General features: G+C 69.0%; 13 protein-coding genes. 9 read left to right on the plus strand and 4 right to left on the minus strand.

The genetic code is table 11. The features are described from left to right. Nucleotides 1–284 (minus strand): hypothetical protein (locus V5A53_RS08385; protein ID WP_332313145.1); only part of this gene is annotated, 284 nt, incomplete at its 3' end. A gap of 309 nt (nucleotides 285–593) precedes the next feature. Here V5A53_RS08385 and V5A53_RS08390 point away from each other — a divergent pair. The 5 genes from V5A53_RS08390 to arsN2 all read left to right on the plus strand — a co-directional run bounded on the left by V5A53_RS08390 (nucleotide 594) and on the right by arsN2 (nucleotide 3245). Beyond that, nucleotides 594–1175 (plus strand): hypothetical protein, encoded by a 582-nt coding sequence (locus V5A53_RS08390; protein ID WP_332313146.1) that lies wholly within the window; start codon nucleotides 594–596, stop codon nucleotides 1173–1175. A gap of 108 nt (nucleotides 1176–1283) precedes the next feature. After that, on the plus strand, nucleotides 1284–1646 hold the full coding sequence (locus V5A53_RS08395; protein WP_332313147.1) for an ArsR/SmtB family transcription factor: 363 nt from the start codon (nucleotides 1284–1286) through the stop codon (nucleotides 1644–1646). Next, nucleotides 1643–2509 (plus strand): arsenite methyltransferase, encoded by an 867-nt coding sequence (locus V5A53_RS08400; protein WP_332313148.1) that lies wholly within the window; start codon nucleotides 1643–1645, stop codon nucleotides 2507–2509. Before V5A53_RS08395 ends, V5A53_RS08400 begins: the two co-directional genes overlap by 4 nt. 2 nt (nucleotides 2510–2511) lie before the next feature. Then, complete coding sequence (locus tag V5A53_RS08405; protein WP_332313149.1) at nucleotides 2512–2814, plus strand: hypothetical protein; 303 nt, start codon at nucleotides 2512–2514, stop codon at nucleotides 2812–2814. Next, on the plus strand, nucleotides 2796–3245 hold the full coding sequence (gene arsN2, locus V5A53_RS08410; protein WP_332313150.1) for an arsenic resistance N-acetyltransferase ArsN2: 450 nt from the start codon (nucleotides 2796–2798) through the stop codon (nucleotides 3243–3245). Before V5A53_RS08405 ends, arsN2 begins: the two co-directional genes overlap by 19 nt. 154 nt (nucleotides 3246–3399) lie before the next feature. On the opposite strand, the gene V5A53_RS08415 is transcribed toward arsN2, so the two are convergent. Further along, a complete protein-coding gene (locus V5A53_RS08415; protein ID WP_332313151.1) occupies nucleotides 3400–4566 on the minus strand; it encodes a 3-dehydroquinate synthase II in 1167 nt (388 codons plus the stop codon). A 115-nt stretch (nucleotides 4567–4681) separates the two neighbouring features. Here V5A53_RS08415 and V5A53_RS08420 point away from each other — a divergent pair, with 115 nt between their 5' ends. The 4 genes from V5A53_RS08420 to V5A53_RS08435 are packed head-to-tail and all read left to right on the plus strand — an operon-like array spanning nucleotide 4682 to nucleotide 10477. Further along, nucleotides 4682–7360: a transglutaminase family protein gene (locus V5A53_RS08420; RefSeq protein ID WP_332313152.1), complete on the plus strand. Its 2679-nt coding sequence runs from the start codon at nucleotides 4682–4684 to the stop codon at nucleotides 7358–7360. Next, nucleotides 7357–7968: a DUF7269 family protein gene (locus V5A53_RS08425; protein ID WP_332313153.1), complete on the plus strand. Its 612-nt coding sequence runs from the start codon at nucleotides 7357–7359 to the stop codon at nucleotides 7966–7968. Before V5A53_RS08420 ends, V5A53_RS08425 begins: the two co-directional genes overlap by 4 nt. Next, nucleotides 7968–9299, plus strand: coding sequence for a DUF58 domain-containing protein (locus V5A53_RS08430; RefSeq protein WP_332313154.1), 1332 nt, complete (start codon nucleotides 7968–7970; stop codon nucleotides 9297–9299). The genes V5A53_RS08425 and V5A53_RS08430 overlap by 1 nt, the downstream gene beginning before the upstream one ends. Next, entirely contained in the window at nucleotides 9296–10477 is a 1182-nt protein-coding gene (locus V5A53_RS08435; protein WP_332313155.1) for a DUF7519 family protein, read from the plus strand. The genes V5A53_RS08430 and V5A53_RS08435 overlap by 4 nt, the downstream gene beginning before the upstream one ends. On the opposite strand, the gene V5A53_RS08440 is transcribed toward V5A53_RS08435, so the two are convergent. Further along, nucleotides 10478–11440, minus strand: coding sequence for an AAA family ATPase (locus V5A53_RS08440; RefSeq protein ID WP_332313156.1), 963 nt, complete (start codon nucleotides 11438–11440; stop codon nucleotides 10478–10480). Between the two features lie 113 nt (nucleotides 11441–11553). Then, the coding region (locus V5A53_RS08445) for a branched-chain amino acid ABC transporter permease (protein ID WP_332313157.1) at nucleotides 11554–12636 on the minus strand (1083 nt) is incomplete at its 5' end.

The raw sequence follows: 12636 nt of genomic DNA on the forward strand, positions 1-12636 counted from the left end.
GGGGTCGGCGTCGGCGTCGGAGTTGGAGTTGCCGTCGGCGTTGGCGTGGGCGTCGGGGTTGGAGTTGCCGTCGGCGTTGGTGATGGGGTCGCCGTTGGTGTCGGCGTCGGGGTTGGCGATGGGGTCGCAGTCGGTATCGCGGTCTCCTCGTCCTCCTCGTCCTCCTCGTCCTCCTCGTCCTCCTCATCCTCCTCGTCCTCCTCGTCCGCGAGAACCGTCGAGGTGTCCCCACCGACCCCGAAGGCGGGGCCTGCCAGTAGGCCGACCAGCAATAGGCCCACCACGAGACATACCTTCAGAGCAGGTCCCATACCTGTTGAACGACGAACACACAATTTGTTATGTTGGGAGATATATCGGTAACGCGACCTTACCGCACACGAGAACCACCGCATCCGCGAGGCACCGCAGTATCCCAGTTGCGTCGAGGAACTCGACCCCACGCTGGAGTTCTTCCACCGATATACCGCGCGACTGGATGAGACGCGAGACGGCTGACGCGGATTCCACCGCGTTGCTCGCGGCCAGTTTCCTTTTATCAGCCGGTCGTGTCACGCCGACTATGAGTCCTCGCAGAGAGAGGTGGTTCGTCGGTGGTGGTCGATAGGCTCCGCCGGAACCGGCGGAAGGGACAGAGCGGCAAATATCTCGTCAGCACCGGCCTGTTCGTCTTGACGGCCGGGCTATTCACGGACACGCTCGGCTGGCGGTTCGGTATCGCCGACGTTCGGGTGTCGGTGCTCGAAGCGGGACTCCTGATTCTCGGGGTCGCTCTCGGTCGATTGCTCGTTCGTGCGATCCTCCGGAAATTCAAGCGCTCGGTGCTCAAGGGCCTCGCCATCGGCGGCCTCTCGCTGGGAGTCGGGATACCGGCACTGCCGGCGGTCGCGTCGGTACCCTTCGCTGGCCGGTTCGCGAAACGACCCCCCTACGATGCCGTGGTCGACCGCCTGCCGTGGTTCGGGGCATCCCGGTATCAACGACTGCTCCGTGCCGTCGGCGGGAAGCGCGGTCTCGGAACCGGCAGCGTGAGCGCGACGCTCTTCGTCTACGGGAACCAGGCGGACAAGTTATCCGAGACCTACGTCGTGTTCGGCCATCGGCTGTCGTTAGCGGCCGCCTTCGGTCTCTTGGCCGTCCCGGGAGCGTTGATATACGTCATCCGGAATGCCTGAAGTCGCCGACATCACACCGTAGCGCGTGTCTTCTCGCCTCATCGCCATCAGGTAGGCGTTCCAGCGGAACCTTTATATTAGTGTTCTCTAATATTAGCATGTGCTAAAATGAGTGGGCAGACACCCGAGTCCCGAGCAGGGGACACGCAACCGCAGGGCGCGGACTGTTGTCGTCCGGCCAGCCACTCCCTGCCGGAAGACGACATCGCGACCGACGTCCAGACCCTTTCGACCCTCGGGAACGACACCCGGTACGAAGCGCTTCGGCTCATCGCCGAATCCGACGACGGCGTTTGCGTCTGCGAGATAGAGCCCGCACTCGGCGTGAGCCAGAGCGCGGTCAGTCAGGCGCTCTCGAAGCTCTTCAGCGCCGGCCTCGTCGAACGGCGAAAGGAGGGCCGCTGGCGCTACTACACCGCCACGTCCCGTGCGGAACGACTCCTCGACGTCCTCGACGAGACCAGAGCATGACCGACGAGACACCAACCCCGACATCCGAAGACAGCGCGCTCACCGCCACCGAACAGCACACAGCCGTGCGCGACCGGTACTCCGATATCGCCACGGACACGGACCCGTCGTGCTGTTCCGATACCGGGTCCTGTTGTGAGACGACTGCAGGTCTGCCCCAGGAACTCGGCTACACGGAGGCGGACCTCGACGCCGTCGCCGACGGCGCGAACCTGAATCTCGGCTGTGGGAACCCGACCGCCATCGCGAGCCTCGACGCGGGCGATACCGTCCTCGATCTCGGCTCCGGCGGCGGGTTCGATTGCTTCCTCGCGGCGCGGGAAGTCGGACCGACCGGCCACGTCATCGGCGTCGATATGACGCCAGAGATGGTGGAGAAAGCCCGCGAGAACGTCGCGAAGAACGACGCCTCGAACGTCGAGTTCCGACTCGGCGAGATAGAACACCTCCCGGTCGCCGACGCCTCGGTCGACGTGATCCTCTCGAACTGCGTCATCAACCTCTCGCCGAAGAAGCCGCAGGTGTTCCGCGAGGCCTATCGCGTCCTCCGGCCAGGCGGGCGCCTCGCCGTCTCCGACGTGGTCCGCACAGCCGAGCTGCCGGGCGATCAATGGGAACGCCTCCAGGCCAACCCGACGTCGGTGGCGTCCTGTATCGGCGGTGCGGCGACCGTCTCCGCACTCGAAGCGATGCTGACCGAGGCCGGGTTCACCGACGTCTCGATCGTCCCGAAAACCGACGACAGCGAGTTCATCAGCGAGTGGGACGACGAGCGCGATTTGAGCGAGTATTTCGCCTCCGCGAGAATCGAGGCCGAAAAGCCGGCATCGGACCCCGACCAGAAACAGGAGAACACCGAATAACGATGTACCAGCCACCGCTCGACCCGCGACCCCGCTCAACCACCAGCGGACCCACGTGGCGGGCCCTCCTCGTCCGGTACGCCGTCGTCGCCGCGGTGCCGATACTCCTCTGGGCGGTCAGCCAACCGGTCACCGCCGTTCTCGCGCTGGGTGCTATCGCCGTGGTGGGTATCAGCACGCGACGTGGCTACGGGCTGGTCCGCTGCTTCTACGACTGCCAGGCGATGGCCTTCGACCTCGGTGGGGTGGCCCGGATTACGATCAGGCAAGCGCCGACCGACGACCCATGCCGCCCGACTCGATAACGCTCACGAGCGCCGAAGCGACGGAGATAGCGTGGCTCGAAGCACTGCTGGAAACGAACGACCTTCCGAACCGGAACCTCCGCTCGGGACTGGGTCAGTTCTTCATCGCCCGCGCCGGCACCGATCGTATCGGTGGCGGCGGGCTGGAATCCTACGGCTCGAATGCCCTCCTGCGTTCGGTCGTCATCGCGGCGCCACACCGTGGACAGGGCTACGGCGTCGCGCTCTGTGATGCGCTGGAGGCCCGGGCGCGAACGAACGGCGTGGAAACGCTCTATCTGCTCACCACGACCGCGGACGCGTTCTTCCGCGAGTGCGGGTACGACGAAATCGACCGCGAGGTCGTGCCGCCCGAGATTCAGGAAACCTCCGAGTTCGCCGACCTCTGTCCGCAGTCGGCGATCTGCATGCGAAAATCTCTCGAGAACTGATACTGCCGGCTGTCACTATTTCGAACAAGCATCCACAATTCGTAGTTCGAGACTGTTTACTGTCGAATATCTCGAGACAGTGGGGACGGGATTACAGCCGGCAGTGTGAGGTTCACCCGTCGAAGGCGCTCGGCGAGTTACCGAACGCGGAGCGCTACTTCTCGATGATGCTCTCCTCTACTTCCTCGCCGAAGTGGCGGGCGACCTCCTCGTAGTAGACGAGTACGTCGTCGCCCTCCTCGAGGTCGGTAACGGCTTTGCGGCCCTCGCTGGTGGCGACCTTGATGGTCTCGGCGTTCTGCAACAGCGTCTCGATGCGGTCGCCGTTGTCGGTTTCGGCCTCGACGCGGAACATCGGGCGTTGCTCGATCTTCGCGCGGCCGACGAGGGCCTCGCGGGTGTTGCCCTCGGTGTCGACGACCTGCACCTCGTCGCCGGATCTCAGTTCGGCGAGGTACTTCGTCTCGCCGCCGGGCGTCCGGACGTAGGCGTGGACGGCGCCGGCGTTGACCCGGAATGGCCGAGAAGCGACGTACGGCGAGTCGGCGGTTTCGGCGTGGACGAAGAAGAGGCCGCGGGACATCGACCCGACGAGCATCCCCTCGTCGTGTTCGAGCATGGAGGCGGTGTCGACACAGACGCGGTCGGCGGAGCCGGTCTGTTCGATCGCGGTGACCGTCGCCGTCTGGAGGTCGAGCCGTTCGCGTTCGGTCGCATCCCGGACCTCGACGGTCGCGCGGATCTCGTCGGGGTCGTCCGAATCCAGCAGGACGGCGTCGGCGCCGATCTCCAGCGTCTCGAAGGCCGTCTTTGCCTCCTCGGCCGTCTGGACGCCGGTGATGAGTTCCGTCTCCCCGCCGATGCGGGCGATGAGGTTCTCCAGCGGGATGATCTGCCAGTCCTCGCCGATGACGATGGTGAAGTCGGCGTCTTTGGCGGCCTCCTCGGCGAAGGTCTCGTAGTCGGAATCGAGGATGCGGACGTAGGACCCTGCGGGGCCGTCGGTGCGACGGAGTGTGGTGAGGTCCGCCGACCCGGAGAAGTCGTTCGGCAGGTCGACGGTGCCGTCGCCCTCGCCGTCCTTGCCGACGATGATCGCGTCGGCCTCGGCTTCCTCTTGAGCCTCGGCGTCCATCACGTGGACGTCGTCGCCGGCGAAGGCGGCGATGTTGACCCGTCCGAGGTCGCGGACGCGGCCCACGTCGCGCTGGTCGACGAGGACCCAGTCGACGCCGGCTTCGAGGCCGGCGGTGATGCGGCGCTTCCGCGCCTCCCAGTCACCGACGGCGTCGTCGGCTTTCAGCCAAACGGAGCGTGTCATGCTCGTCGGGTCGGGTGGGGCGGTATTTAACGTGGCGGAAGGCACAGGCCGGTCGCCGACGAACTAATGCTTCCTGAACCGTAGTTTCAGCAAGCATGGAGGGGACCGACGGCCGATGATGCGGGCGATACTCGCAGCCTGCTGTCTGCTCGGCCTCGTCCTCGGCGGCGCGCTCGCGCCGGCCGCCGGCATACAGACCCCGATTCCCGACCTCGGCGTCGAAGGCGAGGGCATCGACGATGCCGGCTCCGGCGAGGGCGGCGAGTCCGGGCACGGCGACGGCGACCTCGGCGCGAACGGTAGTTCGGGCGTCAGCAACTACGGCGGCGTCTCCGCGGGCGGCTACCCCGAGCGCGCGACCGTCGGCGGCCGCCTCGAACTGGCCGACCGACCGGCACTGGTCGTCGAAAGTCCCGAACCCGCGCGCTGGCGGCTCGGCGCCTACGCAACCTACACGGGCGATGGGTGGGAGCAGGGCTCCGATTCGCGAGTCCCGCTTTCCTCGCCCGTTTCGGCGGTCAGCGCTGACCAGCCGGCCTACGAGATCGACGTACGCGTCCGCCGGTCGTTCCGATCGCTGGCGACGGTCAACCGGCCCGCCTTCGCGGCGACCGAGGGGAGACAGGTCTTCGTCGATAAGGAGCGGGCCTTTACCGTCGACGACCCGATTCGGGCCGGCGAGACCTACACGACGCTGACCTACGGGGGGGTTTCGCCGGCGTCGGCGGCGGTCGCGAGCGACGGCGACTACCCGGCGGAGATCGAGGCGCGGTACACGCAACTCCCGGACGACACGCCCGACCGCCTCGGCAATCGGACCGCCGAGATCACCGCGGACGCGGAGACGCCCTACGAGTCGGCGGTGGCCATCGAACGCTGGTTGGAGGCCACCAAGGAGTACTCGCTGAACGCCACCCACGACCGCGATGCCGACGTGGCGACCGAATTCGTCTTCGAGATGGAGGCCGGCTACTGCCAGTATTTCGCCACCTCGATGGTGGCGATGTTGCGGACACAGGGGATTCCCGCCCGCTACGTCACGGGCTACAGCCCCGGCGACCGGGTCGGCGACGACGAATACCGCGTCAGCGAGGCGAACGCCCACGCGTGGGTCGAGGTCTATATCGCCGACGTCGGCTGGGTGACCTTCGACCCGACGCCCGCCGAGGGGCGCGTCGAGGCCGGCCGCGACCCCGCCCCGCTCGACGAACTCGGCGACAACTGGGACGCCGCCACCGACGAGGACAACGCGACCGACACCCTGACGAGAAGCGACGAGACCGGGAGTTCGATCTCCGTCACGCTGACCGAAGATCCGGTGCCCGGCCGGCCGACGACGGCCGTGGTGACACGGAACGGCACCCCGGTCACGCGAGCCGACGTACTGTTCAACGGCGAGCGGGTCGGCGGAACCAACCGCGGGGGGTCGGTCACCGGCACCGTGCCGTACGCCGAGACGCTCTCCGTCGAGGTGCGCATCAGGGAGGACCTCCCCCAGCCGGACCGGGACGAACTCGATGCCACGGTGGCGTACTCCGCCGGCATCCAAACCGACGGGAACCCGATCGTTGAGTTCCCCCTGCCCACGACCGCCGAGATCGACCCGCTCGGAGACCCGGCGCCGGGCGAATCCATCGAGGTGGTGGCGACGGTTCAGGGCGATCCGATACCCGCCGCCGACGTCAGCGTCGACGGCCAGCGGGTCGCGACCACCGACGACCGCGGCAGCGCGACCGTCGAGTTGCCGGATGCCGAGACCGCGGATATCGTCGTCGAGCGCGGGGACGTCAGCGGCGACCGGACGATTTCCCTGCGGTCGAACGAGTCGAACGTCGACGGGAGCGGTCCCCTCTCGGTTTCGGTCACGCCGGAGGCGCCGGCCCCGCTTCCCTACACGCCGGCGACGGTCCGGGTCGAATACGAGAACGAACCGGTCGGGAACGCGACCGTCACCGTCGACGGCGATACGGTCGCTAAAACGGGCGCCGACGGGACGGCTACGGTCCGGTTCCCGCTTTCGGACCCCATCACCGTCACCGCGGCCGCCCCCGAGGGGTACGTTTCGGACTCGGGCGAGGACCCCCTCGGCGAGACGGCCAGCGCGGACCTCGGCGGTGCCCGACTGACCGGGACGGCGCGGATCGGCGGCCTCTACCGGAACGCGATGGGCGTCCTCGGTATCGGTATCGGCCTCGTCGGCGGGTTGGTCGGACTCGGGCGCCGTCGGGATATCCACCTCCGGCGCCTCCTTGCCGACCGCGACCGCCTCCCTACCGCGGCCGCCCAGTCGGTCCTCGGCGTCGTCGTCGGGACCGGTGCCGCAGTGGATTCGACGCTGCCCGCACTCCGGCGCCGCCTCGAAGCGGGCCTCGCGCTGCTGACCGACGGCCCGGAGGGAATCGTCACCCTCGGTGCGGCGCTGGCGGCGACGCTTCGGCGGGGGCTTCGACGAATCGACCCCCGCGCGCTCTTCGCGGCGCTTCGAGGCGAGGACACCGCGAATCGAGCGGCGGGCGCTACCGCCCGAAAGCCGGCGGTTCGTGAGGCGTGGGACGAGCTCCGAACCCACACCACGGTCCCCTCGTGGGCAACCTCGACACCGGGCGAGATCGCCCGCTGGGCCATCGAACGTGACGACCTCCCCGAGAGCGCCGTCACCACCCTGCTTTCGGCGTTCCGCGAGGTCGAATACGGCGACCGGCCACCGGAGGAACGGGCGGCGGCCATCGAGGCGGCCATCGAGCGGATACGCGAGACTGCGGCCCCGGCCGACGACGGGGGTGCCGACCGGTGAGGGAACGCGTCGGCTGGCGCGGACTCATCACTGCGGTCGGCATCACGGGTGTCGCGACCGCCACCCTGCTCGTCCTCGTGCCGGGCGTCGCCGACTCGCTCGGCATCGGGCGGCTAGCGAACACGGCATCGGTTGCCGACGGGAGCGCCCGTGCCTTCTGGCTGGCCGCCATCGGGGCGTGCTGTCTGCTGTGGGTCGCCCGAACGGCCGGCGTCGACACCCAGTCCGACGGGTTTCCCGATCCCTCGGGAGGGGCCGCCGACGGGACCGTCCCGACCGTCGGCCGCGAGTTCGATGCCGCCGTCGATGCGACCGCCGACGCGGCCACCGAGGGGGCCGACCACGACGACGCGAGAGGGGCGCTCCGTTCGCTGGCGGCCGACGTCGTCGCCCACGCCGACGGCTGTTCCCGGGAGGATGCCGCCGAACGGGTCAGACGCGGTGCGTGGACCGACGACCCCGTCGCGGCGGCCTACCTCGCCGACGCGACCGAGCAACCGTTCCGCTGGCGGGTTCGGGCGTGGTTCCGGCCGCGGCGAACGACCGTGCGGCGAATCGGTCGAACCGTCACGGCCATCGAGGAACGGATGGAGGGTAGCGAGTACTGATGGTATCGACGCTCGGGCGGTTCGACGCCGCGGTGTTGGCGGGGGTCGTCCTCGTCACGACCGGCGCCGTCCTCGGCAACGGCGTCCTCTTCGTTTCGGCGACCGTCCCCTTCGTCTACGTCGTCGCCGCGACCGTCTCCCGACCGCCCGACCCCTCGGTCGCCGTCGAGCGGTCCCTCGATCCCGCCGTCGCAACCCCCGGCCAGCCGGCCACCGTCACGCTCACGGTGCGAAACGAGGGCGAACGTATCCTGCCGGACGTCAGGATTCACGACCGGCCGCCGGAGGGAGTTCGCATCGAAGGACGGCCGTGCGGCTGTTTCTCGCTGCGGCCCGGCGAGGCCGATTCGCTCACCTACGAGGTCGTCGCCGGCCACGGCGACTACGAGTTCGGCGACCCGACGGCCCGCTTTCGACCGCTGTCGGGGGTCGACTTTCGAACCGACCGACTGTCGGCGACCGGCGACGGGACGTTTCGGTGTCAGCGGCTGGCGGCCAGCCCCGAGATCCGGGCGGCGGCCGACCGACGAATCGGCGCCCGGACGGCCGACAGTCCCGGCAGCGGCATCGAGTTCCACTCCGTCCGGGAGCACCGCCACGGCGACGCCGCCGGCCGCGTCGACTGGCGGGGCTTCGCCAAGACCGGTGAGCTAACGACGGTCAACTTCCGGGAGACGAACGCCTCGGAGACGGCCATCGTCGTCGACGCCCGGACGCCGAACCGGGTCGTCCGACTGCCGGGCTATCCGACCGCGGCGGAGTTCGCGGCCCACGCCGCCGAGCAGGTGTTCGACCGCTTGCTTGCGGCCGACCACCGGGTCGGACTGGCGGCGCTGGGTATCGACGCCGACGCCGTCGCTACGACGACACCGAGCGACCGGGGCGGCCGGCCGTGGGTCCCCATCGGCGACGACGCGACCACCCGAACGCGCGTCGAGGCGGTGCTGGATGCGGTCGTCGACGCTGCGGCAGCCGACCGCGCCTCGCCGCGGCCGGCGTTCGCCGGCAGCGTCCGCCACCACGCCGAACCGACCAACGCGGCCGCCCTCCGCGAGCGCGTCCCCCGAAGCGCGGACGTCGTCCTCGTCTCGCCGTTGCTCGACGACCCGCCGCTGTCGCTGGCCCGGACGCTGTCGGCCGCCGGCCACGCCGTCCTCGTCGTGAGTCCGGACGTGACGGAGGGAGGCGAGACAGCCGTCGACGGCCTCGGCCCACGGGTCGCCGGCATCCAGCGCCGCCTCCGCCTCCAGCGGCTCCGCTCCCGTGGAATTCGAGTCGTCGACTGGGAGACGACCGACCCGCTTTCGACCGCCATGGAGGGGTCGGCGTGAGCGGCGCATCCGCGAGCGGCGTCGACCGGAACCGCCCGACGCTGACCGCCGCTGCGGCCGTGCTGGCGGCCGTCATCGGGACGCTCGGGGTAGCCACTGCCGTCGACGGCGCGGTACCGGGCCTCGCCGGACTGTTCGCCGGGGCGTGTCTCGCGACGGCCGTGCTGGCGACCGCCGAAACCGACTACGGGGCCGCGATACCGCTTGTCGGCGTCTTCGGCGCGCTGGCAGGTCTCGCGGGAATCGCCGGCCCGCTCGCGGTCGCGGTCGTCCGGGTCCCGTGGCCGCCGATTCCACCCATCGACTACCTCCCCTTCGCGCCCTTCGCGGCGTTCGGTGCCGCCGTGCTGGTCGGCTTCGGCGCGCTCGTCGTCGCCGCCGGGTCGCCGCCGACGGGCCACGCCGGACCGGCAGGGAGCCGCGTCCTCGTCGCCGCCGTCGTGCCCGCCGTCACCTTCCTCGTCGTCGCGCCGTCCCCGCCGCCGAACCTCGTCGTCCTCGTCGTGGTGGTCGTCATCACCGCCGCCGGCGCCGCTCGCTGGACGCGGGGCGGCGGCGACGAGGTTCGACTCGGCCCCTCGCTTTTCGTCTACGGCCTCACGGGAGCCGTCCTCTCCGTCGCCATCCTGCCCTTCGCCGGCCGTCTCGGGACCGTCGCCATCGCGGCCGCCGACACCGAAACGGGACGACGGGCACTCAGGGAGTTGTTTTCGGCGCTCGGCACCGACGGCGCCGCACTCGCCGTCCTCACGGCCGCGCTGGCGGTTTCGGGGTTGTTCCTGCTCGGCGTTCGCGCCGCTGACTGGGCGGGCCTGCTCGGCGATGCGGCCGGCATCCAGTTCGCGAGCCTCGGGGTGTTCGCGGCCGCTATCGCCGCCGCCGTCGACGGCCTCCATCCGGTCGCCGTCTTCGGGGCCGTCGCGGTGAGCCTGCTGGTGTGGGACCTCGGGGAGTTCGCGGCCACGCTCGGCCGCGAGGTTGGCCGCGGCGGCGACACCAGACGCGGCGAACTCGTCCACGCGGTCGGTGCGCTCTCGGTGGCTGGTATCTCCGTGCTCGCCGCGACGGCCGTCGTCGGGACAGCCAGTATCGTCCCCTCGGCGCCGGCGCCACTGTTGCTCGTGGCGACGCTTGCGGCGGCGATCGGAACCCTGCTGGTCTTCGTGGCGTTGCGGTGATCAGTCCTCGCCGGCCGCGACCGCCGGCACCTCGACCTCGTCGAGGACCGTCTCGATGACCGCTTCGGGGTCGACCCCCTCGACGGCCGCCTCGGCGGTGAGGACGAGTCGATGCGCGAGGGTCGCCCGCGCGACCGCCTTCACGTCGTCGGGGACGACGAAATCCCGGCCCTCGATGAGGGCGCGGGCACGGCTGGTCTCGAAGAGCCGCTGGATGCCACGGGGGGAGACGCCGACGTCGACGCGGTCGTCCTCGCGGGTCGCCCGCCCCAGATCGATGACGTAATCGCGGATGGCGCCCTCGACGCGGACGGTCTCGGCGGCCGCCTGCAGTTCGCTGACCCGGTCCGACGTCAGGACGGCTTGCGGTTCCGGCGCGCGGGTCGTCCGGTCGGCCCGGCGGTCGATGAGTCGGCGAGCGCCCTCGCGGTCGGGATAGCCGAGCGCGGTCTTGAGGGCGAAGCGGTCCCGCTGGGCCTCCGGGAGGGCGAAGGTACCCTCCTGTTCGACGGGGTTCTGGGTGGCGATGACGAAGAACGGCTCCGGGAGGTCGTAGGTCGTCCCGTCGGCCGACACCTGCCGTTCGGCCATCGCCTCGAGCAGGGCGGCCTGCGTCTTCGGCGGCGCGCGGTTGATCTCGTCGGCCAACACGACGTTGGCGAAGACCGGCCCCTCGGCGAACTCGAACTCGCCGGTCGCCTCCCGATAGATGTGCGAGCCGGTGATATCGCCGGGCAGGAGGTCAGGGGTGAACTGGATGCGGTTGAAAGAGAGCCCGAGCGCGGTCGCGAGGCTGCGTGCGGTCAGCGTCTTGCCGGTCCCGGGCACGTCCTCGAGGAGGACGTGGCCCCGCGAGAGGACGCCGGTCAGTACGGTTTCGAGGACGCGTCTGTCGACGACGACACATTCCTCGACAGCGTCGAGAACGTCCGAACAGACGGCCGACGCCTCGGATACGTCCATACCGTGAGATGCCGCGCTGCGTATTTCAATCTGTTCGCGCGCCGGAGCAGTCCGGACTGCTCGGGGTTGCAAGCAGGCGATAAAAAACGGGGAGCGGGACGGACGTCGCGTTTTCAGGAGGTCTCTTCGTCGGCGTCTTCGACGATTCGGGTTTGGTCCTCGTCTTCGAGGAATCGGTCACGGACGCGGTCGATACCGCCCGCCACGCCGTTGTCGAAGAACAGCACGACCACGAGCAGGAGCACACCGAAGGAGAACTCCCAGTATTCCTCCAGCAGGGGGAATTGACTGATCGCCCAGCGGATGTACTCGTAGCTGAACGCCCCGACGATGGGGCCGACGAACGACAGCGGCCCGCCGATGACGGTCATGACGACCGGCGCCGCCGAGGCCGTCCAGTAGGCGTGGTCCTGCGGGTTGACGTTGCCACCCAGAACCACGAGCATGACGCCGGCCAGTCCGGTGAACAGCCCCGAGATGATGAACGTCATCCACTGGTGGTAGGTCACGTTGACGCCGACCGCACGGGCGCGTTCGGGGTTCTCGCGGATAGCCTTACAGATCATCCCGAACGGTGACTTGACGATGCGCCACAGCGCGTAGATGCTGATGACGAACACGAACACCGTCAGGAAGTAGTACGCCAACGGGTTCGTGAGGTTGACCAGCGAGAACTCGAAGCCCAGAAGCGAGACGTCACCAGGGATGAACGTCAGGCCGTCGGACCGGTTGGTGAAGTTCCCGTCGCCGATGCCGAGGGCCGCCCCGATCTGACCCGGGACGTCCTGGTTCGCCATCGCGTAGATGGCCATGCTGAACGACAGCGTGATCAGCGCGAAGTAGATCTCTTCGAGCTGGACGGCCAGATAACCGATGAACACCGCGAAGATGCCGGCGATGGCGATGCCGAGGATTACCGCGAGTATCCATGTGCCAAGCGGCTCGAGGCCGCCCAACACCTCCAGGGAGGCGCCGAGAACGGTGAAGGTCTTCGCAGCCGTGTAGCCGGCGACGGCGACGAACATCGCGTGGCCGAACGACAGCAGGCCGGTGTAGCCGTACAGCAGGTTGAACGCGGTCGCGAAGATGGCGAATATCAGCGTCTCGGTGAGCAAGGAGATGTGGAATCCCGCGAGCCGACCGGCGAACAGTACCTGAAACAGCAGGGGCATCACCAGCAGGACCACCGTCGTCAG

The organism is Natronomonas sp. (genome assembly GCF_036625485.1).
GTDB lineage: Archaea > Halobacteriota > Halobacteria > Halobacteriales > Haloarculaceae > Natronomonas.

Excerpts from the sequence above, each read along its gene's own strand:
- arsN2 (WP_332313150.1), top strand. The coding sequence starts at position 2,796 with ATGCCGCCCGACTCGATAACGCTCACGAGCGCCGAAGCGACGGAGATA.
- V5A53_RS08440 (WP_332313156.1), bottom strand. The coding sequence starts at position 11,440 with ATGGACGTATCCGAGGCGTCGGCCGTCTGTTCGGACGTTCTCGACGCT.
- V5A53_RS08400 (WP_332313148.1), top strand. The coding sequence starts at position 1,643 with ATGACCGACGAGACACCAACCCCGACATCCGAAGACAGCGCGCTCACC.
- V5A53_RS08420 (WP_332313152.1), top strand. The coding sequence starts at position 4,682 with ATGATGCGGGCGATACTCGCAGCCTGCTGTCTGCTCGGCCTCGTCCTC.
- V5A53_RS08405 (WP_332313149.1), top strand. The coding sequence starts at position 2,512 with ATGTACCAGCCACCGCTCGACCCGCGACCCCGCTCAACCACCAGCGGA.
- V5A53_RS08415 (WP_332313151.1), bottom strand. The coding sequence starts at position 4,566 with ATGACACGCTCCGTTTGGCTGAAAGCCGACGACGCCGTCGGTGACTGG.
- V5A53_RS08395 (WP_332313147.1), top strand. The coding sequence starts at position 1,284 with ATGAGTGGGCAGACACCCGAGTCCCGAGCAGGGGACACGCAACCGCAG.
- V5A53_RS08430 (WP_332313154.1), top strand. The coding sequence starts at position 7,968 with ATGGTATCGACGCTCGGGCGGTTCGACGCCGCGGTGTTGGCGGGGGTC.